At 37.1% G+C, this 26,585-nt stretch carries 21 protein-coding genes and 1 pseudogene; 13 read left to right on the forward strand and 9 right to left on the reverse strand.

Annotated features, from left to right (window positions below; translation table 11 throughout):
- Window positions 1-578: 578 nt before the first annotated feature.
- From hutH to D1093_RS03875, 10 genes and pseudogenes are all read left to right on the forward strand, one after another.
- Entirely contained in the window at window positions 579-2,117 is a 1,539-nt protein-coding gene (gene hutH, locus D1093_RS03835) for a histidine ammonia-lyase (protein ID WP_120100773.1), read from the forward strand.
- Between the two features lie 403 nt (window positions 2,118-2,520).
- Complete coding sequence (locus D1093_RS03840) at window positions 2,521-2,883, forward strand: hypothetical protein (protein WP_078674193.1); 363 nt, start codon at window positions 2,521-2,523, stop codon at window positions 2,881-2,883.
- A gap of 450 nt (window positions 2,884-3,333) precedes the next feature.
- Window positions 3,334-4,728 (forward strand): amino acid permease, encoded by a 1,395-nt coding sequence (locus D1093_RS03845; RefSeq protein WP_120100775.1) that lies wholly within the window; start codon window positions 3,334-3,336, stop codon window positions 4,726-4,728.
- A 994-nt stretch (window positions 4,729-5,722) separates the two neighbouring features.
- Entirely contained in the window at window positions 5,723-5,914 is a 192-nt protein-coding gene (locus D1093_RS10030; protein ID WP_174767394.1) for a hypothetical protein, read from the forward strand.
- Window positions 5,915-5,953: 39 nt separating this feature from the next.
- Window positions 5,954-6,178, forward strand: a complete 225-nt coding sequence (locus D1093_RS10035; RefSeq protein ID WP_174767395.1) for a hypothetical protein — start codon at window positions 5,954-5,956, stop codon at window positions 6,176-6,178.
- Between the two features lie 39 nt (window positions 6,179-6,217).
- On the forward strand, window positions 6,218-6,604 hold the full coding sequence (locus tag D1093_RS03855) for a hypothetical protein (RefSeq protein ID WP_244614025.1): 387 nt from the start codon (window positions 6,218-6,220) through the stop codon (window positions 6,602-6,604).
- Window positions 6,601-7,013, forward strand: a pseudogene (locus D1093_RS03860) (hypothetical protein). Before D1093_RS03855 ends, D1093_RS03860 begins: the two are co-directional and overlap by 4 nt.
- Window positions 7,014-7,375: 362 nt before the next feature.
- A complete protein-coding gene (locus D1093_RS03865; protein ID WP_120100777.1) occupies window positions 7,376-7,777 on the forward strand; it encodes a hypothetical protein in 402 nt (133 codons plus the stop codon).
- Between the two features lie 164 nt (window positions 7,778-7,941).
- Complete coding sequence (locus D1093_RS03870; protein ID WP_120100778.1) at window positions 7,942-8,391, forward strand: hypothetical protein; 450 nt, start codon at window positions 7,942-7,944, stop codon at window positions 8,389-8,391.
- Window positions 8,392-9,119: 728 nt separating this feature from the next.
- The gene (locus D1093_RS03875) at window positions 9,120-11,864 is read left to right on the forward strand and encodes an autotransporter outer membrane beta-barrel domain-containing protein (protein ID WP_120100780.1); all 2,745 of its coding nucleotides are present in this window, start codon (window positions 9,120-9,122) and stop codon (window positions 11,862-11,864) included.
- An 863-nt stretch (window positions 11,865-12,727) separates the two neighbouring features.
- Here the strand turns inward: D1093_RS03875 and D1093_RS10180 are convergent.
- The 5 genes from D1093_RS10180 to D1093_RS03890 are packed head-to-tail and all read right to left on the reverse strand — an operon-like array spanning window position 12,728 to window position 15,174.
- Entirely contained in the window at window positions 12,728-13,513 is a 786-nt protein-coding gene (locus D1093_RS10180) for an ATP-grasp domain-containing protein (protein WP_244614026.1), read from the reverse strand.
- 15 nt (window positions 13,514-13,528) lie between these two features.
- Window positions 13,529-13,993, reverse strand: coding sequence for an ATP-grasp domain-containing protein (locus D1093_RS10185; protein WP_244614027.1), 465 nt, complete (start codon window positions 13,991-13,993; stop codon window positions 13,529-13,531).
- The gene (locus D1093_RS10190) at window positions 13,990-14,502 is read right to left on the reverse strand and encodes a DMT family transporter (RefSeq protein WP_244614028.1); all 513 of its coding nucleotides are present in this window, start codon (window positions 14,500-14,502) and stop codon (window positions 13,990-13,992) included. Before D1093_RS10190 ends, D1093_RS10185 begins: the two co-directional genes overlap by 4 nt.
- Window positions 14,414-14,938, reverse strand: a complete 525-nt coding sequence (locus D1093_RS10195; RefSeq protein ID WP_342212228.1) for an EamA family transporter — start codon at window positions 14,936-14,938, stop codon at window positions 14,414-14,416. Before D1093_RS10195 ends, D1093_RS10190 begins: the two co-directional genes overlap by 89 nt.
- Window positions 14,935-15,174 carry a hypothetical protein gene (locus tag D1093_RS03890; RefSeq protein ID WP_244614030.1) on the reverse strand — a complete coding sequence of 80 codons (240 nt, stop codon included), beginning with the start codon at window positions 15,172-15,174 and terminating at the stop codon, window positions 14,935-14,937. Before D1093_RS03890 ends, D1093_RS10195 begins: the two co-directional genes overlap by 4 nt.
- Before the next feature lie 249 nt (window positions 15,175-15,423).
- On the opposite strand from D1093_RS03890, the gene D1093_RS03895 reads away from it, so the two are divergent.
- A complete protein-coding gene (locus tag D1093_RS03895) occupies window positions 15,424-16,206 on the forward strand; it encodes an ATP12 family chaperone protein (protein WP_120100782.1) in 783 nt (260 codons plus the stop codon).
- Between the two features lie 10 nt (window positions 16,207-16,216).
- On the opposite strand, the gene D1093_RS03900 is transcribed toward D1093_RS03895, so the two are convergent.
- The 4 genes from D1093_RS03900 to uvrA form a co-directional block, all read right to left on the reverse strand.
- Complete coding sequence (locus D1093_RS03900) at window positions 16,217-16,762, reverse strand: hypothetical protein (protein ID WP_120100784.1); 546 nt, start codon at window positions 16,760-16,762, stop codon at window positions 16,217-16,219.
- 156 nt (window positions 16,763-16,918) lie between these two features.
- Entirely contained in the window at window positions 16,919-18,328 is a 1,410-nt protein-coding gene (glnA, locus tag D1093_RS03905; RefSeq protein ID WP_120100786.1) for a type I glutamate--ammonia ligase, read from the reverse strand.
- A gap of 57 nt (window positions 18,329-18,385) precedes the next feature.
- Window positions 18,386-18,724 (reverse strand): P-II family nitrogen regulator, encoded by a 339-nt coding sequence (locus D1093_RS03910; protein ID WP_120100787.1) that lies wholly within the window; start codon window positions 18,722-18,724, stop codon window positions 18,386-18,388.
- 1,080 nt (window positions 18,725-19,804) lie between these two features.
- Window positions 19,805-22,720, reverse strand: a complete 2,916-nt coding sequence (uvrA, locus tag D1093_RS03915) for an excinuclease ABC subunit UvrA (RefSeq protein ID WP_120100789.1) — start codon at window positions 22,718-22,720, stop codon at window positions 19,805-19,807.
- A 332-nt stretch (window positions 22,721-23,052) separates the two neighbouring features.
- Between uvrA and ssb the strand changes: the two genes are divergently transcribed.
- On the forward strand, window positions 23,053-23,559 hold the full coding sequence (ssb, locus tag D1093_RS03920) for a single-stranded DNA-binding protein (RefSeq protein ID WP_005773335.1): 507 nt from the start codon (window positions 23,053-23,055) through the stop codon (window positions 23,557-23,559).
- Window positions 23,560-23,790: 231 nt separating this feature from the next.
- Window positions 23,791-26,568, forward strand: coding sequence for a DNA gyrase subunit A (gyrA, locus tag D1093_RS03925; RefSeq protein WP_120100791.1), 2,778 nt, complete (start codon window positions 23,791-23,793; stop codon window positions 26,566-26,568).
- Window positions 26,569-26,585: the final 17 nt, after the last annotated feature.

Here is a 26,585-nt window from a genome sequence, read left to right on the forward strand (position 1 = left end):
AGATCAACGCTATTCATATCAATTATTCTTTACAGAAAATTATATTATTTTCATAGGACTTTTTTATTTCAGAACGTAGAAAATAACAATTGAGGAAGGGGAGAATGTCGGTATCAAGCTTATAAAAAGAAGAGGCCGTTCCCATTTTTCTTCCTTTAGAAGATAAGCTTAACCTATTGGATAAAAAGGCTTTTAAATTATGGATAGCAACAATTATGAAGAAGGTGAAAAACTCTATATTGCAAAATGCAAAATGAAAAGTTTTACGGATTAGCTGATGATTATGATCACTATCCTCCTCGCTGCCTTCCTCACTTTATTTAAGATCATGTTTCTCCCTTTTAAGAATAAAAAGCATTTGTCCATCGTGATATAGGGATTGGAATAGGTATTGTATGAGAGGGAATTGTTAATTTTTAGGGAATGAACATCAGTATCATGCTATTTTCATCCTAAGGAATGGCTTTTAAAAAAGCATTTTCATTCAAAGAGAGATTATATCTTTTTTATTTTATAGGTTTTATAGAAGGGTTAATAATGTTAAGAATTATACTTTAATTGAATAAAGAAAGAAAATTATGACGATTATACTAAAACCGGGTGAGGTAACACTTAGCGAACTTGAAGCTATTTATTTTAATGGTGAAGTGAGTAAACTTCATCATGACACGCATTTAGCTATCGAGAAAGGAGCGCAGCGCATTGCTGAAATTGCTGCTGGAAGCGAGCCTGTCTATGGTGTTAATACTGGCTTTGGGAAACTGGCTTCCATTAAAATTGATGCGGACAAAGTTACTGTTTTACAGAGAAATCTTATTTTATCCCATTGCTGTGGGGTAGGAGAGCCTTTAGCTGAAAATATTGTGCGTTTGATCATGAGCTTAAAGCTTATCTCTTTAGGAAGGGGAGCTTCTGGAGTTCGTCTAGAATTAGTCAATTTGCTGGAAAATATGCTTGAAAAGGGCGTTATTCCTGTCATTCCAGAAAAAGGCTCTGTTGGCGCTTCAGGTGATCTTGCTCCACTTGCTCATATGGCAGCTGTTATGATGGGAGAAGGAGAAGCGTTTTTTCAAAACATTCGTATGAGTGGAGCGCTTGCTTTAGAGAAAGCAGGATTATCCCCTATTATTTTAGAGGCAAAGGAAGGTCTGGCTCTTATTAATGGGACTCAAACATCAACAGCACTTGCACTTGCTGGGCTTTTTCGAGCTTATCGGGCATTGTGTGGTGGATTGTTGGCAGGGGCTTTAACGACAGATGCTACCATGGGGTCAACAGCGCCATTTCACCCTGATATCCATATTTTACGAGGCCATTATGGGCAAATTGCCGTATCGAAAACATTGGAAAAACTTGTAGAAGATTCAGAAATTCGTGCAGCCCATTTACGGGGTGATGAGCGTGTACAAGACCCTTATTGTATACGTTGCCAGCCACAGGTTATGGGGGCATGTTTTGATATTTTGCTTGCAGCAGCAAAAACACTGGTTATTGAAGCAAATGCAGTTACAGATAATCCGTTGATTTTAAGAAATGGTGAGGTTGTATCAGGGGGGAATTTTCATGCTGAGCCTGTAGCGTTTGCTGCTGATCAGATTGCTCTTGCTTTGTGTGAAATGGGGGCTATTTCTCAACGGCGTATTGCTCTTATGGTTGATCCAGCAGTCTCTTATGGTCTTCCGGCTTTTTTAGCCAACAATGCAGGTCTTAATTCAGGTTTTATGATTGCTGAAGTAACAGCAGCAGCTTTAATGTCTGAAAATAAACAAATGGCTCATCCTGCTTCCGTTGATTCAACACCAACTTCAGCCAATCAAGAAGATCATGTTTCAATGGCTTGCCATGGTGCTCGTCGTCTATTGGTAATGAGCGAAAACCTTTTTACAATTATTGGCATTGAAACGCTTATTGCAGCACAAGGAATTGAATATCGCGCACCTTTAAAAACAAGTACTCTTTTGCAGTCTGTTATGGAATGTTTACGCAAAAATATTGCTTCTCTTAAGGAAGATCGCTATCTGGCTCCAGATCTTCATCAAGCACATATACTTGTACGTGAAGGGCATTTATTATCTGTTTTACCAGAAACAATTTTTCCTTCATTAAGTTTTCAATGATATTTGTTTTAAGGTTAATGAGGAAGGGCGGATATTAAATTTTGAAACTTCCTCATATAAAAATATAGAAAATCAATACTATATTTCAATTAGTTAATCAATTGTGTATATATCTTCTGTTCGTAATCAACTATATATATTTTACTTTATAGTGATCTGAATTTATCATCATAATTTTATAATCTATAAAATTGAAGTAAATATAATTTATGATTTCTATTAGAGATTTTTAATTTAAATAATATCCAAAAATTATATATTGTAATATTATGTTTTTATAATTATAAATTATATTATATGCATTATTTTAAATAAAAATTTTATTTTATATTCTTCTTATTTGTTAATACTTTATGAGTTTTATAGTTCATTTTTTGTATTTTAATTAAAAAAGGAGAAATAAATGTTTAAAAGTACTAGATTAGGTATTTTAACAACAATTCTTTTTTGTTTTTCACAAACTCTTGAGGTTCATGCAAATTTTAGGAGAGGTAGCTTTCCAGAGGGAATTTTTATTATGATGGTGTCTCAAGAGAAGAAGCCTCTTGTTTCGGCGAAAAACAAAGGTTTGATTTCTATCTCAGAGAGAACTCCTAGAGATAAGGTGGATGCTATCATTGGACCAACAGTTAAAGATGCTATTTTTACTGTATATTTTTTTTTCATTGGAAAGCTTGTCGTTAGGGCAGTTGGAGTTCTTAAAAGGTGGGTTGTAGATACACTGTCTCATACCTTTGAAAACTGGCGAGATTCGTATTATCATTGATTGAACTATTCAATTGGCGTAAAAAATTTGTTTGTGGGGCCAAAGAGAGTTTGCTTAAAGTAACAAAAAATTGATTGCACGCTTGTTAATACGTTTGTTATGAATTTTTAGGCTTCTATTTCGGTGTACTGAGATAGAAGCCTGAAAGTTCACGCTACATTAAGGCTAATTTTCTTTGTAAAAAGCCATGGAATACGAAATGAATTAAATGACAATTATAAAAAAATTCATTATCACTTTATTTCAATAAAATAATACAAAATTGCAGGTTATAAAAACTGTATAATTTGCCATATAAGTATTTTTTATTGTTTAGAGCAAAGCGTTGGACTGGCTGGTTTTTGATGTTTTTTGAAATATATTCGTGAAAGAAACATGAGACTTTATTTATCATAAAGCTGTTTATTGTGGTGTGGATTTTCACAAACATTTTAATAAAGAAGGAAAGTAATGGCAAGAAATGAACTGAAACGAGGGATGAGTAAGCGCCAAGTTATTTTTTTAGCTCTTGGCTCTGCTATTGGAACAGGTCTTTTTTATGGATCGGCCCAAGCAATTAAGCTTGCAGGTCCCAGTGTTTTGATTGCCTATTGTATTTCTGGTTTAGCTATTTTTATGGTTATGCGGGCTTTAGGAGAGATGATCCTTCATAATCCATTACCTGGTTCTTTTGCGCGTTATGCGGCAAATTACATATCGCCATTGGCAGGTTTTTTAACGGGGTGGACATATGTATTTGAGATGATTCTTGTTGGTTTGGCTGATATTACAGCTTTTGCCACTTATATGGGGTTTTGGTACCCTGATGTTGCTCCTTGGATATGGGCATTGAGTATTACACTCATCATTACAGGTATTAATTTAGCTGCTGTAGAAGTCTATGGTGAGCTAGAATTTTGGCTGTCTTCTATTAAAGTGATCGCTATCATTGCAATGATTATTTTAGGCATAGCAATTATTTTTTGGGGAGGGGGGGAAGATTATCATTCTTCTACTGTTACTGTTCATAATTTATGGAAGAATGGTGGTATTTTCCCCAATGGTTGGTTTGGTTTTTTAGCTTGCTTTAGTGTTGTTGTTTTTGCTTTTGGTGGTATAGAAATCATTGGCATGGCAGTCATGGAAGTTCAAAACCCTCATCAAACGATTTCAAAGGCAATTAATTCTACTCCATTTCGTATTTTGCTTTTTTACATCATGACATTAGCTATTTTAATGTCTCTTTATCCTTGGAATGAGATTGGTCTTATGGATAGTCCTTTTGTATCCATTTTTGAAAATCTTGGGATTTCATATGCAGCAAATATTTTAAATATTGTTGTTGTTACAGCGGCTATTTCGGCAATGAATAGTGGAATGTATGGTGCTTGTCGTATGATCCATGGTTTATCGCAGGAGGGTTATGCTTTAAAGAAGTTTCAATATTTATCAAAAAACGGTATACCAGTTTTTGTTATTTTGATGATCTTCATTATTTTTCTTCTTGGTGCTGTCCTTAATTATTTTTATCATGAAAAGCTTTTTTTTCTTATTGCAGCAATGGCAACGTTTGCGACAGTTTTTGTTTGGATGATGATTCTACTTTCGCAAATTTTTATGCGAATTAAGATGCCTAAAGAAGAACAGAATGCTTTAAATTTTCCCATTCCATTTTGGCCGATAGGATCAATTTTTTCTATTTTATTTATGGTTTTTATTTTTATTCTCTTATGGTACTTTGATGAGACGCGACCAGTTTTAATTGTTGGTGTTGGTTGGATTGCTTGGCTTGTTATTTGTTTCTATGTCCTTAAGCTTTACAATTTTAAGCAAAAAAACTGCAATAAAACAAAGATTATAAATTAAAAAGAAAAAATGGATGCCTTCAGAAGAACGGGCATTCGATTTTTATCTTCCAAAGATCGGGATAATCTAAACTGAAAACAATCTGCTCGTTATCGTTTTGCTTTGAACGCCTTTGTAAACCATTGTTTATAATAACAATCTCATCATATAAATATCAGGTATTTTTTGATGGTAAGCTGTATCATTGATAATCATGCCATCAATATAAGTATTTCATGTTAAAATGCCTAATATGTGCAAATATATTTTACCAGATACAGGGCTATAGGGGAGTACCTTTTTTCTAAAATTATTATTGAAGTTTTGTTTTACAAGAGAATTTATTGTGAGAATTATTTTTATTGTTTGATTTATGTTTTTTTAATTTATACTCAACCGAGCCAATAAATTATTTTATAAGCTTTTTTAAAATTCAGTTTTTAAATTTTTTTATTTAAGAAATCGCTAATCTTTTAAAAGCGAAGGTGGCTTTATTATACATTTCCCTGTAAAGAAGCGCTGGAGTTTTCTGCGTCTTTTAAAAGGATATTGCGGTTATAGAGGGTAAAGAGGAGGAGTTTTTTATTTTTATTATCATTTCTCAAAGAGAATTGGTGTAGGTAGAAAATGCAGATAACAGAGTCATTGGGGCATTGTACTATTGTGTTTGCAAAAGCTTTAATAAAGAAGCAGTAAGATATCACAATACAATCTCATAGAAGAGTCAATCTAAGAAAACGGTGGGCGTATGACTATTTTTTCACGATACTGTTATGGCTATCAAAAGAGTAGGAAGCAAGCTTTACTTTTTTATAAACTTATGTTTTGTTGACTGTTTTTTGCGGATTTTTGTTACAAAATTAATAATATCGATACAGGGCTAATTTTTATCATAAGTGGACAAAGGACAAAATGCGTTTTGTAACTGTATTGAGGACCAAAATGATGCAATGTTATCATCAAAGGTGCACAAAAGAAGTATGATCAGCAAGAACAATCCTCAGAAAATTGTTTCTTGCATCAGAAATCTGCCAATACATTTCAATCGCATACTACAACGGTTTCCTTTATTCTTGGGGCGACGGGCAATATTGACGTGGATGCAAGAAAAGAAGCTATAGTTACTGCTTCTCATATGATTTCAGATCAAGATATCAACGAGATAGGACAAAGAGTGACGATTGATGGCATGACAGAACCATCATAGCAGCTATTCACAGACGCATGAAACGGGTTTTGTGTTGATTTGGGCAAGGGATTTGTTTCGATATACAGGAGTGAGGGAAAATCGCAAAATGAGGAAAGTTTTGAACATCAAGGACCTTCTCTCAATGGGAAAAATATTACCATCATTGCCAAAAAAGACGATATAACGGTTTATGGTGGCGGAATACCAAAAATTTTTGAAGAAATAACTTTGGGGGGTGAGCAATTGAACACGAGAAGCAAAAGATCTGATGTATGTCTATAGTAACACAGGATTGCATTTTTATGCCATAGTCGTAGCTGTTTGACAGGCTTTAATGCGCTGTATTCTTTCAAAAAAGAAGGTGTTCACGGGATAGCTAACGAAAACACGAATATCAGTTTCTATGGACCAGCGGTGAATACTTTGGTTGCAGCAGGTCTATTAGGTTATGTGAGTGATGGCAAACAAATCAGTGTTGGCTTTGATGGGCATAGAGATGACTTTGTAAGCAGAGTGATTGGCGGCAATGGCTATACTTACGAGACAGCACTTGCTGGCAGCAACTGGTGGAAAGAAGCATGGAAAATGTTCACAGCCCCTTACAATCTTCATACTTGCTTTGGAGATGCGGAAAATAAGTGTAGGATATTTTTCGGCTCATCTCATCTAGAACAAAAACCTCGAATTAGATCATGGAGTAAAAAATGAAACAAATTCTAAAGCTATTAGGTGCTGTAACTTTGTAGGTATTGCAGGATGTTAGTTTAATAAAACTCCTGGAGGGTATTTGAGTGCGTGGGAGAAGCCGGGAGCAGATTTTACTGAGATAGGAAAAGCTTTGCTAGAATGTAACATGCCAACCCCGTATAATGTCGATCCAGAAAACAGAAAGAATAGCATTAATTCAAAAACAACAATTTATGCTTGCATGCTCCAAGCAGGGTTCCTCTATAAAGATGAAGAGGTAGCAAGAGCGGGAGGGCTATGTTATACTTTTAGAGCTGAAAACCTTTCCATTTGTCGTCCAGATGCAGTCATCCCCTAGCGCAGTGTCAAGAAGCGCGTAAACAGCCTGTTTTGTAAAAAACGTCCAGAACAATATGAATGCTATCCTTAAGTTTTGCTATTTGTGGAAACTACAATCCCCACCTCTATATGTCCCCATGCTTGTACGGAATTATTTCCTCAACCAACCGTCCTGACGCTATTTATCTATGGGAGCGACAAATGTAGGCGCAAAAATTTATAAAAATATCTATTTCAATTGTAATCAAAATGTTGATAATAATTATAAACATAACGTTGATAGAATATGATTTTAGTAGTAATTTTACTGTATTTTTGATATAATATTAGTGGCGTATCATCGGAAAAAGATAATGAAGGGGATAATGTCCATCATTGTTTTGCAATAAAAAAACAACATATAAATAATTTATGGATTGTTTCGTGGTATCAAAATTATTCAAGGATAGGAAAATGAAGCAGATTTTAAAATTATTAAGTGGGATAATCTTATTTGTTATGGCTGGATGCTTTCCAGAACAGCCTTCTCGAACAGCTGTAGATACATGGGAAAAGCCTGGTACAGATCAACTTGAGATCAAGAAAGCTCTATTGGAGTGCGGAATACAGCATCTGGATGGTCGTCTTGATACAGAAAAAAGTACCGATGAAAAGTTCAATGCAGAGGAGTCTGTGAATGCATGCATGATACAAGCAGGTTTCCAGGATAAATTGGGAAGGGTGAAGTGGTGTGAGAAATATGAAAATCTTCCCATTTGTCAGCCTGATGCTGTTATTCCTCAACGAAGTGTAGAGAGGCGCTTGAATAGTCCTCATTGTGAAGAGAACAAAGAACAACCCGAATGTCAGCCTTAAGTTGAGGTTGCTATAATCAATCATCCTCATATTTCTTATTCTCGCAGGGGGGCGAGGTCGCTTTTTCCGTGTACGATCTCTATGCTCTCTAGAGTTGTCTTACGGACGAGAAAAAATATTGGCAAACTTATCAGCCTTTTTATTGCAAATATTAAAGGGGGGAAATGAAAAAAATATTGCAATTATTAAGTGCGATAGTTTTATTAAACTCTGCTGGATGTGTTAGCAAACCTCCTCCATCGACGCTGGCATTATGGGAAAAGCCAGGTGTCAATAAGTCTGTGGTCCAACAAGCACTATCAAAATGCGGCTGGAAACCAATCTATGCTTCTTCTGAAAATATGGATTCGCGTGCAAGTGAGTTTGCAGCAATTTATGAATGCATGACTAAAGCAGGTTATCGGTACAAATTGCAAGATTCAAAAGGAATCTATTTTTCATCAGCGCCGCGAAGTAACTCATTTTTAGTCAATTTAATGATAGCAGGGTATCAGCAGATTATGGACAATGATACTTTTGGTGTAACCAATTCGACAAAGCAAGAGCAAGATTTGATGTTACGGCTTGAGAATGATAAAAAACGCCAGAAAATAAAAAAAGCTTTGAAAAAGTGAAATATTCATCTTTATTGAATGAAATATTATGGAGAAGCGAAAGAAAATACAGTTCTTTTACCTCTTGATATAGTGATATTCATCGGCTTTGAGAGTGCAAAAGTGTTATTGTCAAATGATAATATCGGGGAATATTTAGAAATTTATTTGATATAAAAAGTGGCAAAAAATGGTTTTGCTAACATAGCTACTTTAACGATAATAGATAGTTTTTTTCAATAGCACTGATTTAATGTAGAAATTGTATACATTCGCTTACATTTCAGTGCGCGTTTTCTTGGATTTGTGTTGTGGTTGAAGAAATGATGCGGTTATAAATTTTACTATATCTTGTTATGTGATATTTATATTAATATATTTTGATCGTTTGAATCTTAAAAATTATTCTCATTTTGTTATATTTTTATTTTGGGAAATGAGATAAATTAAGCATTATATCTCTTCAAAATTCAAATTTCTTCCCGTTTTTTGAAATTAATTTTATGGTGCTTTGTGCCATAACTCTCAACATTTTTAGGATAAATCTTTAAAGAGAGTGTTATTCTCAAGGGTATTTTTTAATTTTTGTTCTTTCTTTACATAAAAGACAAATCATATTATAAAAAGCTATCATTTATCATAAAAAATAAAATAATTTTGTTTATTTTTTTCTTATTGTATTTAACTTTTCGTTTATTGTTTTGCCCGAATTTTTTATTTTTGTTGTAAAAAGAAAGTTTTGAAAAGCAATGATAATCAAGGTATCTCATAATCGCTTGTATTCGTGCGTTTTTACAGCAGCTATTTTTTCTTTTTTATTCAATATAAATATTGAAGCACATTCTCGCCCATTTGTGTCACTGTCATGTGACAAAAACAAATTGCCCTATGAATGCAGTGATGGCGCAAAGCATACAGTTAGTGATCAAATATATAAGATCACGGCACCTATTCAACCAAAGAGTGAGGAGGGGAGTTCTCTATCCTTGCCTTTTGCTATAGCAGTACAGGAGCCCAATACAGTTATTCAGGCAATGCGTATAGAAGTTGAAGGTACTGAAGATATTTATGGTGTTGTTGTATCACGAGGGGGAAAAATTGTCTTGAGCGATTCAGCTTTTAAAAATGTGTCAATAGGTCTTAAAGCTGATCGTGGAATAATTGAGGTCAATCGTGGAACAATTGAAGCTACTCGGGTCGCTGCTTATGCAGAGAAGGTAGGAGCATCTGTTACATTAACGGATACAAAAATTAAAGTGGAAGGTCAGGGGATTGGTCAAGAGAGTGCTCTTTTTGTTACGGCTGATGCGGGTATTCAGATGAAAGGTAGATTTATTGATGTGAATGATGCCGCTGCGCTTTATGTAGAGAGAGGAGGGAGTGCAACTCTAGATAATGTTACCATTACTTCAAAACGTCAAAAAGCAAAAGATAGAGAAAATACAAATGAAAAAATTGCGCATACAGTTTTCAATTTAAAACAGCAAGGCTCTGTTTATTTAAAAAAGACGAATATTGTTTCTACGGATGTTCATGTTTTAAAAGTTGGACAAGATTTTGACACACAATCTGCTGTCGGCAGGGACGGAAATCTTTTAATCTCGCGGGTGAATATTGAAGATTCAACCATTAAGGCAATAGGAAAAAAGCATGGTATGCATTTTGAAATGGGAGGAGAGAATAATGCGTTCGAACAGGGACTTGTTTTTTTGAAAAGGACTGTTTTTGAGGTTCCAGCTGGAACAGCTATTCATAGTCATAACAGTCGGAGTTATATTGGAGTAACAGAAGGGTCAAAAATTTCTGGTGATTTATTGTTAACAGCTGAAAAAGGGGGAACTGTAGCGATTTTGGCTGATTCTTCTTCATTGATAGGGGGGACTTGTGTTGATGATAATTCTATTGCTGAGCTTTATTTGACAAAAGGATCAAAGTGGTTTTTGACAGGAAGAAGAGAAATAGATTCGCACGCTGCAAATCGGACAAGTTCGTTTATTTCATTTGTAAAACTTTCTGATAGTTTTATTGCTTTTGCCCCCCCAATGTTTCACGAGTATCAGACACTTTATATTGGGAAGGGAGAAAAAGAAGTTTATAGTGCGCAAGATAAGGCGGATATTTATCTCAATACCTATCTCAGGCGTGATGGGTTGCTCGATAATAAAAAGACTGATCGACTTTTGATACACGGTGATGTTTCTGGAAAAACGACAGTTTATGTGCAATTTTTTGTAGGAAAACAGGGGGAGATAGCAACGGGTGAAAATGCTCATAGTATTTCACTTATTCAGGTTTCTGGAAAAGCGGCAGAGGATTCTTTTCAGTTAAATCGTGCTTATATTGCCTTAGAGGGTTTGCCTTACCAATATTATCTTAATGGCTATGGTCCAGATTCTTCTCTTGGACAAGCGCAAACTTCTCAAAGATTGGTTGAAGGAGAGGGAGATTTTTGGGATTTTCGCCTTGAAAGTAAGTATATTCAGCCTGCTTTAGGGGAGTCTAATCTTCCTCATTCTAAGTTAAAGATCAGAGAAGTTGTTCCACAAGTTCCGACCTATCTTCTGTTACAAAATGCTTTATTTCATGTTGGACTCATGGATATCCGTAATCAACAAAAGCAATTGCAAGCTACGCAGTCTATTTCTCGTAAGTTATTAAAAGTTAAAGAGAATTTTGCATTATCTATTTACGGTTATGGTGGGAGTTATCGTTATGTCTCAGATTTGTCTCTTCTTGAATATGGGTACGATGGGAATGTTGATTATAACGCTATAGAAACAGATATTTTATTCAAAACAATAGAGAGGGCATATAGTACGATATCTTTTGGGATTATGGGAACCTATGGACAACTTTCCTTACAGCCTTGTGGCGCGGAACAAAGCCAAAAGAGTCCGTTTAATAAATGGGCATTTACGGCATACGGTCGTGTGAAACACAATACGGGTTTTTATGGAGATGGTCTTTTATCTTATGGTTTGGTTAAAGGCGATGTTCTTACTCATGCTTGGGGTAAGACGGCGACATTAAAAGCAAATCCTCTGAGCGTTTCGTTGTCTGCTGGTAAAGCGTTTATGACAGGACAGGATGATCTTCTTTTTGATCCGCAGATTCAGCTGATTTATCAACATCTTCAATTTGATAAGTTTCGTGATATTGATGGAGTTGATGTTGAGATGAAAAAAGCAGATCAATGGTTGATGCGTATTGGAGGGTATTTAAGTAAAACATTTACAGCATATGAAAAGGATCGTATTATTTCTTTAAATGGCAATATTCATCTTGCCCATCGTTTTGGTGAAAAACAATTTGTTCATCTAAAAGATGTTTTCCAGTTAGGGGCTTTTGGTTCTTCTTTAGAAGCAGGTTTGGGGATTAACGCACAATTTTCTTCTAAAGTTACACTTCACAGTAATCTTAGTTATCAGCATAAGCTAACCAAGGCAGGCTTTTCTGGCGTGCGTTTTTCTGGTGGATTACGTTATCATTTTTAATAATTTTTTTTAAAATAATCCATGTGTTTTGATAAATATAAAAGGATTACGTTGTTTTAAATTTTTTGTCTCATTGATAAGGGGCTCAAATGCTTTGAAAAGAATGTGTCAATGAAACTCTAAATCTGTTTGTGTTGTTTTGGCTACCAAGATATGAGATGCATTCGTCATCAGTTTTTTTAATAGCAGCATTGTTGTGTCCTATATACTGTAAAATACCGTCGTTTGACGGGGGCATTAAGAAAGGCAGGAAGATATTGATTTTTAATTGAGAGCTTTTGCTGTTAAGCAAAGATGGATAATGCGTAAAATGCACCATTTCGTATTTTTTGTGAAGTGCACTTTTCTGCTTTGCATTATATTCTGTGAGGAATATCTTAAAAATATGTGAGAGTATATGCTTCTCTTTTTAGATGGAAAGTGTGCAGGGTTGTGGGTGAATTATCGCTATCAAATTCAATATCTTCAGTTTTTAAATCGAAATAAATTCTTTCAAAAACTAGAAGCTGTTGTTGAATATATGAACAAGATCATTGTTTTGTTTGTTAAATAGATATGAAATATAATTCTTAAATCGGGGTGGGGTTGGTAGGATCTTTTTTCTCTGTTGAGGCGTGGAGAGAAGAGGATGATCATGTCGAAAAAGCCGATTATAGGTCGTCATTGTTTCTAATATAGAAATATTGAAGAGCTTCTATTAAAATGCGCTGTAAAAATAGGTTATAGTTTTTTCAATCTTTTGTTTTTGAAATATGCATCTTTAATAAAAAAATGTTTGCCAAATTTTAGGAAATCGCCTTGTGATTTTGCCTATATCAATGAGATTTATATAAAAATTGAGATTGAGTGGAATCTTTATCGGGTTATTGATCAATATGATTTTTCCATAGGATGCTTAAGGTATCATCAAGCCATTTATGGTAATCGTGCGCTTCTTGATCTGAGGCATGAACAGAGAAAATAAAACCAGGATATCCACCAAATGCTGGTGGAGGTAGAGAAATATGATCAGGTTCAAAGAAAATTATAGTTCTGGTGGTTTGAGGATGCTGTGCAACCTTATCGAGACCTGAAAATCCGCAGAAGCGTCCATAACCATGAAGAGGAATAATGTAATTTGCAGCTACTTTTTTAGCTGGGAGTATATCGGGAAGGGTGGGGTTTTGTTCAGCTAAAGCGGCTTTCATACAGAGTTTTGCAAATGAAACCCCTGTACCTTGCTCCACAATAAAATGGGAGACCCCCGATCCACCTATACGAGCTCCAATCTCAATGATATAAGGTAAGTTATTGGCATCGAGGCGTAGCTCTACGTGGGCAGCACCCATATTTATACCAAGAGCTTTAACGCCCGAGCATGCAACCTCACATAAAGCAATAACGAGAGGATCATCTCTATCACAGCGTTGACGATAAATTGTTTCCTCAAACCATGGTCCTTCAGGTTGTCCTTTGTCGCCAACGGCTAAAACATGCACACCTGCTGTATCCACAAAGCATTCTACGACAAATTCTTTTCCTGGCAAATACTGTTCTACGACTAAACCTAAAGGTTTATTTTTATCGTTAAAACGTGCCATGTCTTTATGCTGAACATTCCATACCGCTTTGACGAGATCAGGAAGTTCGGTGGAATTTTTAGCTAACATTACGCCTGTACTCGCCTATCCAGAGACGGGTTTAATAACGAGCGGATAATCCAAGGCAAGTACTTGTGATAGGTCTTCTGGATTATCTATATAAAAAAATCTTGGTGTTCTAAGCCCTGCTTTAGCAAAAGCTTGCCGCATGAGATATTTGTTTCTGGTTAATGCAGCTACTTCTGGCTCAATACCGGGAGTATTGATTTTTTTGGCCGCCAAAGCTGTCCATAGGATGGCTTCTTCTCGAAGGGGCATAACCCCAGCAATATTGCGTTCTTTTACGCCTGTTGCAAAAGCTTCTAGAGCTGTTTCTGGGTTATCAAAAACAGGAAGTTGCCAAGTTGAAGTTACTGCTGCGGGTCGTTGAGTAGGAGCGCTTTCAGCGGTATCATAGATCATGACTAATTCGATGTTAGCTGCTTGTGCTGCTTCAAATATAAACGGTAATTTTGCATTGCGTTGGCAAACTAACGCGAGTTCTTTCATTTTGTTTCCTCATTAAATTTGGAATTTTGGGTACGACGTTTTTCTTGCCATCCAGATACCTTTGATGCATCTATAAATAAGAGTGTCATTCCTATAATAGCCATTATCATAGCAATTATTTTGATAACATTGAGAGAGGTGCTTGAGCCGATTATCCATTCACATGCAACGACTGCAAAAGGAGATAATACGCCAATAGTGTTGGCGTATAATACGCCTCCTTCAGCTAAAACTTTTTGGTACAATACGTAAACTGGCGCTGAGCAAACAGTTCCTAAAATCAATATCTTAAATATATCTTCTAACTTAAGATATAAGACTGGAGCAGGATCAAAAATGAATAATGGCATAAATGACACTGCAGAAATTGTCGTGATCCAAGCCAGTGAGGTGAGCAAAGGTAAATTTTTAAGATAACGTTTAGACAATAAGCCATAAGCAGAGTAAGAAAGTGCTGCTGTTAAAGCAAGAGCTATTCCTATGAGGCTGTAATATCCCCCCCTCTGCACTGTTTATATTGAATGCTATAGCCGCTACACTGACAATGATCATACCCATAAGCTTGAACCATGAAAACATAAGACTATTCGTCAGTATCCCCAATATATAGGTAATCCCTGGAATAGTGGCGAGAACCATGGTTAAATCACTGGCGTTGAGTGATTTTAATGCACCAAAGCTGCATACAAAGTACAGCGAGAATCCTAACACCGATAGAATTAAAAAACAAGGTATCATGGAAAGCAATGGTAGGGATCTGAAAACAGCTTTCTCACGAATGGCTGCAATCAACCATAAGGCAGCAGCAGTCGCACACAACCTCAGTCCAACCGCATGCATTACTGGTATATTGCTAACCAAATTTTTAGATAATAACCAACTTATGGAAAACAATGCTAGAATGGCAAAAGTAAATAGGAATAACCGTCCTTTTAAGAAACTCAATGATTTAATCCCCCAATAACTCGCTGTGCATAAGATGAAGTTGAAAAATTAAATCTTGACTGTGAAGTTTGCGGCTTTCCAAGATTATTTTGGATATAATCTTTAGCTCCTGCCAAATAAGCGTCATCATCTAATGTTTCAAGTGCTTCTATATCTGTAATTGCCAGTGATATTACTTGCTTAAAAGGCTCTAAATCAAATTGAAGATAACCTTGATCCGTTTCAATGTTATGCATCAATATTTCAAAAAGCAAGATATAAGAAAAACAAATTCTTTTAAAAAATTATTCTAACAACTGTTTTTAGAATATATGGACAAGATCATTGTTTTGTTTATTCAATAAAGGATATATTTTAAAATAAGATCTGGATTGGTAGGATATTTTTTCTTCTTTGGAATCGTTAAGAAGGTCAGATTAAACCTTATTGAGGTCACAGAATCTAAAGAAATAGTCATTCTCTTGAAAAGATCAGAGGTAAACAATATGCGTGAGATTTTGAATCATTTTGATAAGCCCTTGAATAAAAAGAGTTCTGTTCAGAATCCTCAAAATTTTTCATGCCAATCACACCCCAAACGGTTTTATAAGCAAGTGAAAATTGCTTGTGAAGAGGGCGGTTTTACAATTTTATTGGATGAACGTCCTGTTAAAACGCCTGCAAAGCGCCATTTTATCGTGCCAACGGAAGCATTTGCTACATTTGTTGCACAGGAATTTGAGAGCCAAAAGCACGTTGTTAATCCAGTAAAAATGCCAATGACGCGTCTGGTGAATACTGTTATTGATGGTATAGCTGATGATATGCAGGTTGTTTTTGAAGATTTATTGCGTTTCGTTGCCTGTGATATGATTTTTTATCGTGCACAAACACCTACAGAGCTGGTGCAAAAACAATCTGAACAATGGGATCCTTTATTGGATTGGGCAGAAGAAAAACTGGGTGCACGGTTTTATTTGACAGAAGGGCTGATGCATATGGAACAATCACCAGAAGCCATTCAAGCCGTGAGTAATTATTTACGTAACGTTGAGTCTCCTTATATGCTTGCTGCACTTCACATGATGACGACCTTAACGGGATCTGCTCTTATTGTTCTTGCTGTTGCTGCGGGAAAAATTGATGCGGATCATGCTTGGTCTATTGCTCATTTAGATGAAGATTGGATGATGGAACAATGGGGAACGGATAAAGAGGCAATGGCACACCGTGCTCACAAAAAAGTTGAGTTTAAGGCTGCTGCTACAATTGTCACAGCTTGTTTATAAGTTTTTTTTACTATAGTATCTTTGTGATTTTTTGCGGATTGATTTTTACTTTTTCAAGTCCAGGAAATATTTCATTGGTTATACTTAAGATTGCTTCGTCATTCCCTCGGATAAAATACCATTGATTATTATGAAGTAGGGCAATAATTTCAGTTTGAATAGAGCATTTTTTTCCAGAATTTGTTGTGGTTACAAGCTCAACGGGTATAACAAAATAAGGAATGCCATTATCAAGTGTACCTTCACGTTTTTGTTTTTGGTCAATGTGGATACTTTCAATCTTATAATTTTCTGCCAACTGTTCAATTTGGCTTTTCATAATTTGCCGAAATTGCGATTGACTAAGATTTTTTTTAGCGGTTAAACTGTTAATGATTTCGGGAGGGATAGCATTTAAGATGGCATTTGCATCGGCATTTTGAAGTGCTTCACTGTAAGCTAATATCTCTTTTTCAAAGAGACGAAATATTGGGTTTTCCATGGGACTTGCTTGCGTTATCGGTGCGATAGTGATCATGTATAAAAAAATGGGAACGAGTAAAAAAATTCGCAGCATTAAAAACCTTATTAATTAATTTGAAAAAACCCAAAATGATTATAAAGGAAAAGCAGATGAGAAAAAAGCTTCTTATGCTTTGGTGTGAGATGGATATCCACAAAAATGGAGGCTTTTGCCCCCATTTTAAAAATCAAAAGAATGTGTATTGATTGTTTAAACAGAATAATACATATCAAATTCAACAGGATGGGGCGTTGTTTCGTAACGCAAGACTTCTTGCATCTTTACTTGAATAAAGGAATTAATCTGATCATCATCAAAAACATCACCAGCTTTAAGAAAGCCACGATCTTTGTCGAGTGCTTCAAGTGCTTCACGCAGACTTCCTGAAACGGTAGGGATTTCTTTGCGTTCTTTTAAGGGAAGATCATAAAGATCTTTATCCATAGCATGTCCAGGGTGAATTTTGTTTTTGATGCCATCAAGACCAGCCATTAAGAGGGCTGCAAATGCTAAATAAGGATTTGCTGTTGGGTCTGGAAAACGAACTTCTACGCGTTTTGAATTTGGCGAAGAACTCATTGGAATACGGCAAGAAGCAGAACGATTACGTGCCGAATAGGCAAGAAGGACAGGAGCTTCATAACCAGGAACCAACCGCTTGTAGGAATTTGTGGATGGATTGGTAAAGGCATTAATTGCTTTTGCATGCTTAATGACGCCACCGATAAAGAATAAACAGGTTTCTGAAAGTCCGGCATATTCATTTCCCGCAAAAATGGGCTTGCCATCTTTCCAAATAGACATGTGGACGTGCATACCTGAGCCATTGTCACCAAACACCGGTTTGGGCATGAAAGTTGCTGTTTTTCCATAACTGTTTGCTATTTGATGCACAACATATTTAAAAATTTGCATCTTATCCGCTTCGCGAACAAGCGTATCAAAACGAATCCCCAATTCATGTTGACCGGCTGCTACTTCATGATGGTGTTTTTCAACCTGCACTCCCATATCTTTGAGTGCTGTGAGCATTTCAGAACGCATATCTTGGCAGGAATCAATCGGTGGGACAGGAAGATAGCCTCCCTTCATTCGTGGGCGATGTCCTAGATTGCCTGTTTCATATTCTGTATCATCATTGGAAGGAAGTTCACTTGAATCGAGTTTAAATCCTGTATTGTAAGGGTCTGTTTTATAGCGCACATCATCAAAGATAAAAAACTCTGCTTCTGGACCTATATTGATTGTATCGCCAATACCTAAAGATTTCATATAAACCTCAGCCCTTTTGGCAATAGAACGAGGATCTCTACGATAAAACTCACCAGAAACAGGGTCAAGGATATCACAAAATATGACCAAAGTAGACTGAGCAAAAAAAGGATCAATATGCGCTGTTTTGGGATCAGGCATTAAAACCATGTCAGATTCATTAATTGTTTTCCAACCAGCAATTGAAGAACCATCAAACATAACACCATCACTAAAGGTATCCTCGCTGATTTCTTCGATATCCATTGTAATGTGATGCAATTTTCCTCGTGGATCAGTAAAACGTAAATCAACAAAACGGATTTCGTTGTCTGCGATCTGTTTGATAATATCTGATGCGGTTGTCATATTCAATTTCCTTAATATGGCGTTGAGGGTGATAAAAAAGTGAATTTTTTTTGTCTATTAAAGAGCATCCACTCCAGTTTCGTCAGTGCCTATACGAATGGCATCATCAATGGAAAAGACAAATATTTTTCCATCTCCTATATGTTTCGTTTGCGCTGCTTTGCGTATTGCATCAACAGTTTGTTCCAGTTTTTCATCGGATACAACAATTTCAATCTTTACTTTAGGGAGAAAGTCAACAACATATTTTGTACCACGATAAAGTTCTGTATGTTCCTTTTGACGACCAAAACCTTTCGCTTCTGTGACTGTAATACCATGTAGGCCAATTTTTTGAAGCGCTTCTTTTACTTCATCAAGTTTGAAAGGTTTTATAATGGCTTCAATTTTTTTCATGCTGAAATGATCTCCAACGTTATTTTGTCTTTTTAGACTGCATCACATTATATTGACAACTGTAAGATGTCCAACAGATACTTTGTGCACAAAAAGTCGACAATAATGATATTTTATGCTCTTGGAGGAGATTTTTTTGTAGAATTAATGTGAAATATTGTTGTTTTGAAAAAAATCTTACACTTCTTTTGTACAGAATTAAAATAATATAATAAGGGAGTTTTGTTTTTTTGAATAATACGTTGATTTATAAGAATAATTATACGTTTTCTCATATTGAATAAGAAATTCTAAGAGCGTGAGATTTTCTCATTTTAGGTCTTTTTATCGTCAATCAATCAAAACAATATCTTTGTATATCCTAAATCGTGCGGGTGTGTGGATAAAAATGGCTAAGAGAGAAATAATAAAGAGACCTATCATAGACTGCACTTTAAATGTAAGGGCTTTGGGGTAGTGATGGGGGCTGGCTAATATCATAATAGCGGTGGTTTGCTCCATTATTAAATATAAAGATGCTGATGTACAATGATGGATGCATCGATATACCATTCACAGGAGATGTCATGCAATGGGCTTGGGAGCACTGAGAAATATTACTCTAAAACAAGCGTCTGGAATTGGCAACGCAAATATATTCCGTTTGGGGTATTTTGTCTTTTCGTGAGGTGCGTGATCTTGTTAGAGAACGCGATAAACAAAAGCATGAAGCAATATGCAATCCTTATTATAAGATCTTGTTGCGGATGTTTTTGAAAGTCATCAAGATGAAAATTAAAAGGAGCTGGTAAAGATAAAAATTTTTTTATACCTTTCAAATTTTGTATTCTTTCCAAATTAGGTTGTCTGATCATTTCAGATATAAACAAATAGATCAGATATAAACAAATAGATAAGAAATAGGCAATTATGCGTGCGTTCCTATTTGGCAATACGAAAACTGAAACAGCTTATAAAGTGCTCAATCGTTTCAGTCTTGTTTCAAACATGCTGCTGCTTCTGGAATGAAAGATTAATTTGCAGACAACAATAAAAGTACAGGCTTTGTTCGTATTGTTGTATTTTCAAAGGTAAATTTTTTTAAGCGTTTGAATTGTAGAGAGATTGGCGCTGTAAAACATCTTTTAGAAATTTTCCCGTATAGGAAGCGGGAACTTTAATAATGTCTTCAGGGCGTCCAACTGCAACGATTTCACCACCGCGATCTCCACCTTCTGGGCCTAAATCAATAATCCAGTCGGCTGTCTTGATAACGTCAAGGTTATGTTCAATGACGATGACGGTGTTGCCTTGCTCGACCAGTTCATGGAGCACTTCAAGAAGCTTGGAAATATCATGAAAGTGTAAACCTGTTGTCGGCTCATCCAAAATATAGAGTGTACGTCCCGTTGTTTTGCGTGAAAGTTCTTTTGCAAGTTTGACACGTTGTGCTTCCCCACCAGAAAGCGTGGTTGCTTGCTGTCCTACCTTTATGTAACCTAATCCTACTTTAATGAGGGTCTCCATTTTATTATGAATAGCGGGAACAGAGTGGAAAAATTCTTCTGCCTTTTCGATTGTCATATCCAAAATATCAGCGATAGATTGCCCTTTGAATTTTATTTCTAACGTTTCTCGATTATAGCGCTTTCCTTTACAGACATCACAAGTCACATAGACATCCGGTAAAAAGTGCATTTCAATTTTGATGACTCCATCACCTTGGCAGGCTTCGCAGCGTCCTCCTTTAACATTAAATGAAAAACGCCCCGCTTTATAACCACGGGCTTTTGATTCTGGAAGTTCGGCAAACCAATCACGAATGGGTGTAAAAGCACCTGTATAGGTTGCGGGATTAGAGCGTGGGGTGCGCCCAATGGGAGACTGGTTGATATCAATGACTTTATCAAGAAATTCTAAGCCTTCAATTTTATCATAGCGAGCAGGGCTGTGATGACTACCCATGATCTGATGGGATGCTGCTTTGAAAAGCGTTTCAATAAGAAATGTTGATTTTCCTCCTCCAGAAACACCGGTTATGCACGTGAAGGTTCCAAGAGGGATATTTGCACTGATATTTTTAAGGTTGTTACCTTTAGCACCGATGACTTTAAGGATTTTCGATTTTGATATTTTACGTCGCTCAGTCGGCAGTCTAACAGCTATTTTTCCTGAAAGATATTGACCTGTGAGAGAGGCTTGATTTTCTATAATTTCTTGCGGTGTTCCTTGCGCTATGACTTTACCACCATGAACGCCTGCAGCAGGGCCCATATCGACAACATGGTCTGCCGTGAGAATAGCATCTTCATCATGTTCAACGACAATGACGGTATTGCCAAGATCGCGTAAATGGCGCAGCATTTCCAAAAGGCGTTCATTATCACGTTGGTGTAAACCGATAGATGGTTCGTCTAAAATATAAAGAACTCCTGTAAGACCAGAACCAATCTGAGAGGCTAATCGAATGCGTTGACTTTCTCCCCCTGAAAGCGTCCCTGAATTGCGAGATAAGGTAAGATATTCTAATCCTACATGATTTAAAAAAGCTAAGCGCTCGCGAATTTCTTTTAAAATACGTACTGCGATATTACGTTGTTTTTCCGTGAGATATTGATGAATATTGGCAAACCAATCATCTGCTTTGAGAATAGAAAGATCTGATATTTGCCCAATATGCATCCCATGGATTTTCACAGCAAGTGCCTCTGGTTTTAAACGATAACCGTGACAGGCTTCGCAAGGGGAAGAAGACATATAACGCTCAATTTCTTCACGGGACCAAGCAGAATCGGTTTCCTTCCAGCGTCTCTCCATATTGGGGATGACTCCTTCAAAAGGTTGAGTCATTTTATGTGAACCAGAATTATTTTTGTAGATAAAAGAAATTTCATTTCTTTTTGTACCGTAGAGAATAGCTTGTTGTGCTTCATGAGAGAGTTCACACCACTGATCTGTGAGTTTGAAATCGTAAGCTTTTCCTAATGCTTCTAAGGTTTGGCTATAATAAAGTGAATCTGATTTAGCCCAAGGTGCAATGGCTCCGCCTTTTAAGGTAAGATTTTTATTGGGTACAACTTTCAATGGATCCATTGCCTTTTTGATTCCCAATCCATCGCAGAGAGGACAGGCTCCAAAAGGGTTATTGAACGAAAAAAGACGTGGTTCAATTTCAGGGATAGAAAAACCTGATACAGGGCAGGAAAACTTTTCTGAAAAAAGAAGCCGTTTGTGTGTGTCGTTTTTTGACTTATGAGCCGATTCTTTTTTTGTTTCTTTTTGTGCCAAGGGTTGGTCAGCCATTTCAGCAATGGCGAGTCCATTTGCGAGTTGTAAACAAGTTTCTATACTATCAGCCAAGCGAGAGGTGATATCTTTATTGACAACAATGCGGTCTACCACGACATCAATGTCATGTTTATATTTTTTATCAAGAGGTGGAATATCAGGGATTTCATAGAATTTTCCATCGACTTTAGCGCGTTGAAATCCTTTTCTTAAAAGTTCTGTGAGCTCTTTTTTATATTCTCCCTTTCGTCCCCTCACCAAGGGGGCCATAATAAAAATTCGCGTTCCTTCTGGTAAGGACATAATTTGATCAACCATTTGGCTTACCGTTTGACTTTCAATGGGCCGTCCTGTCGCAGGGGAATGAGGGATACCAATACGAGCAAAGAGGAGACGCATATAGTCGTGGATTTCAGTCACCGTACCAACTGTTGAGCGCGGGTTGCGGCTGGTGGTTTTTTGTTCAATGGAGATGGCTGGAGAAAGGCCATCTATGCGATCAACGTCGGGTTTTTGCATGACTTCGAGAAATTGGCGTGCATAAGCCGAAAGGCTTTCGACATAGCGGCGCTGTCCTTCAGCGTAAATTGTATCAAAAGCTAAAGACGATTTTCCTGATCCAGAAAGTCCTGTTATAACAATGAGTTTATCGCGAGGCAGATCGAGATCAATATCTTTAAGGTTATGCTCACGTGCACCGCGAATGGAGATATATTTTTGATGAGTCATATTTTATCCTTAGCATATGTGACAAAAATTCAGCCTCTAAAATGGAATAAAACTGTTTTTTTTTAGAATTACAACGTGTTTAGCTGCTTTAACGCAGAAAGAAGCTATAAATTTTATGAAAAGAAAATACAAACGAGAAGCTTTTTATTCTCTAGTGATGGAATAAACTATGCGTCGTTATCATATTTTGTTATAATTACACGGATCCAATATTGGGAAAGGATAACAATATCCATATTGAAGGTCAATTACAGGTGTGCAAATTGAAGGTCAAGGTGGTTATAACTGTTCTATAAAGACTATTTACGAATTAAAATTTTGGAGTTTATGCGATGGCTGGTAGCCTTAATAAAGTTATTTTGATTGGTAATCTCGGGTCAGATCCTGAAATCCGCCGTTTGAATTCTGGAGATCAAGTGGCCAATTTGCGTATTGCTACTTCGGAAAGTTGGCGTGATCGGAATACAAATGAGCGAAAAGAACGCACCGAGTGGCATAATATTGTTATTTTTAATGAGAACCTTGTCAAAATTGCAGAGCAATATTTAAAAAAAGGCAGCAAAATTTATCTTGAGGGACAGTTACAGACACGGAAATGGCAAGATCAAAATGGAAATGATCGTTATACAACGGAGATTGTTTTGCAAAAATACCGTGGTGAATTACAAATGCTCGATGGCCGTGGGGGAGCTAGTGGAGAGCAAGGAGCAAGTCAAGGGGGCAGTTACAGTGGTGGCTTTGCGGATAGTAGCTCAAATCAGAGAAATACTTTTGGCCAAAATAATAGCCAAATGGGAGAAAGTTTTTCTCACAAATTAGATGATGACGTTCCTTTCTAAGAGCCTTTAAATTTAAAGTATTACGATTTCTTTCTGATTTATTTGTTTTAGATTTTTGAAGTTTAGCGAAGTGGAAACGGTTTATTATTATTGGTAATTTTTAATATAAATTAATAACATCTTGAAAAATATTGTTAAACTTCTCCTTTGTTATGGGAGAGAAATTAGCATTCTGGTGTATTTTTAGATATAAACAAAGTGAAGTGATTCTTTTTTGAAAGTTTTAAAATTGTGACCGATCTTACTCCACAGCTAGAACGTGATGTGCTGACCGGTATTGAACCAATCAGCATTATTGATGAAATGCAACGCTCTTATCTCGATTATGCAATGAGCGTCATTGTTTCGCGTGCACTCCCTGATGTCCGTGATGGTCTTAAACCTGTTCATCGACGTATCCTTCATGCTATGAATGAGATGGGGCTTGTTTTTAATAAACCCTATCGTAAATCTGCTGGTGTTGTTGGGGAGGTTATGGGAAAATTTCATCCCCATGGTGATGCTTCGATTTATGATGCTTTGGTGCGTATGGCGCAGGATTTCTCTTTGAGAAATCCATTGATTGATGGTCAGGGGAATTTTGGTTCCGTGGATGGTGATCCACCGGCGGCAATGCGCTATACGGAGTGTCGTTTAGAAAAAGTTTCAGAAGCGCTTTTAGCTGACATTGATAAAGATACTGTTGATTTTCAAGATAATTATGATGGGCGTGAACGTGAACCGGTTGTTTTACCAGCCCGTTTTCCTAATCTTTTGGTTAACGGATCAGGGGGGATTGCTGTGGGAATGGCAACCAATATTCCTCCCCATAATCTTGGTGAAGTTGTTGATGGTTGTATCGCTCTGATTGATAATCCCGGTATCACACTCGATCAAATCATTGAAATTATTCCTGGGCCAGATTTTCCTACAGGGGGGATTATCCTCGGCCATTCTGGGGTCCGTTCAGCTTATGAAACAGGGCGTGGCTCAATTATTATGCGTGCTAAAGTTGATATTGAAGAAATTCGCAGTGGTCGGCAGGCAATCATTGTGAGTGAGATTCCTTATCAGGTTAATAAGGCAACGATGATTGAGAAAATGGCCGAATTGGTACGTGATAAACGCATTGAGGGAATCTCCGATTTGCGAGACGAATCTGATCGTGATGGCTATCGTGTCGTTATTGAGCTGAAGAAAGATGTTGTTGCGGAAGTTGTTTTAAACCAATTATATCGTTATACGCCGCTGCAAACTTCTTTTGGTTGTAATATGGTTGCGTTGAACGGGGGAAAGCCCGAACAAATGACGTTGCTTGATATGCTTCGTGCATTTGTTAATTTTCGGGAAGAGGTTGTTAGTCGGCGAACAAAATATCTTTTGCGTAAAGCCCGTGAGCGGGCCCATGTTTTGGTTGGTCTTGCCCTTGCAGTTGCCAATATTGATGAAATCATAGCGCTTATTCGCAAAGCGCCCGATCCACAGACAGCACGTGCGCAATTAATGGAGCGACGTTGGCCAGCGATGGATGTTGCGCCTTTGATTAAACTTATTGATGATCCCCGTCATATTATTCATGAGGATGGTACTTATAATCTCTCTGAAGAACAGGCGCGTGCTATTTTAGAATTGCGTTTGCAACGGTTGACAGCCCTTGGGCGTGATGAAATCGCTGATGAATTGAATAAAATTGGCGTGGATATTGCTGATTATCTTGATATTTTGGCATCGCGTGTGCGCATACTGCATATTGTTAAAGACGAGTTGAGTGCTCTTCGTGAGGAATTTGCAACACCGCGACGGACCGTATTTGGTTTTGGTCGCGCTGAGATGGACAGTGAAGATCTGATTGCACCAGAGGATATGGTGGTAACGGTGAGCCATAGTGGCTATATTAAGCGTGTTCCTCTTAATACCTATCGTGCACAGCGTCGTGGCGGTAAGGGACGTTCTGGTATGTCGACGAAAGATGAGGATTTTGTCACGCGTTTGTTTGTCGCCAATACGCATACTCCGGTTCTTTTCTTTTCATCACGGGGGATTGTTTATAAGGAAAAAGTTTGGCGACTACCTCTGGGTACACCGCAATCGCGTGGGAGAGCTTTGATCAATATGCTTCCCTTACAACAAGGGGAACGCATTACAACGATTATGCCTTTGCCAGAAGATGAGGCAAGTTGGAGTGCATTGGATGTCATGTTTGCGACAACACGTGGAACTGTGCGTCGTAATAAGTTATCAGATTTCGTTCAGGTTAATCGTAATGGTAAAATTGCCATGAAACTTGATGAAGAAGATGAAATTCTTTCTGTTGAGACCTGTATGGAACATGATGATGTTGTTCTCACAACAGCGAATGGACAATGTATCCGTTTTCCAGTGGTAGATGTTCGTGTTTTTGTAGGGCGTAATTCTGTAGGTGTTCGTGGTATCAATTTGGCTCAAGGCGATAAAGTCATTTCGATGACAATCTTAGAACACGTTGAGGCAACGTCCATTGAGCGTTCTGCTTACATTAAACGTGTGATGAATGAACGGCGTGCTGATGGTGTTGATACAGAGGATATTGTAACTCTGGATGAAGAAGATGCAGGAATGGAGACAGAGTTAACAGATGAGCGTTATGCAGAACTCCATGAACGTGAACAAATGCTTTTAACCGTGAGTGAATTTGGTTATGGTAAGCGCTCTTCTTCCTATGAATTCCGGATTTCGGGACGTGGTGGGAAAGGGATTCGTGCAACAGACCCCTCTAAAACAGCTGAAATTGGTAAATTAGTAGCGGCTTTTCCGGTGAAGGCGCAAGATCAAATTATGTTGGTATCAGATGGGGGACAGCTTATTCGCGTCCCCGTTGAGGGAATTCGTACTGCTGGGCGTTCAACGAAGGGAGTGACGATTTTTAATACAGCCGAAGGTGAAAGAGTTGTATCGGTTGAGCGTATTTCTGAACCTGAAGATGATACGCGTTCATTGGAGGATGAAGGTGAGAATCATTCTGATATCGTTAATATGAGTGAAGAAAAATAATTTTGAAGAGGGTGGAG

Source organism: Bartonella kosoyi (assembly GCF_003606325.2).
GTDB classification, from domain to species: Bacteria; Pseudomonadota; Alphaproteobacteria; order Rhizobiales; family Rhizobiaceae; genus Bartonella; species Bartonella kosoyi.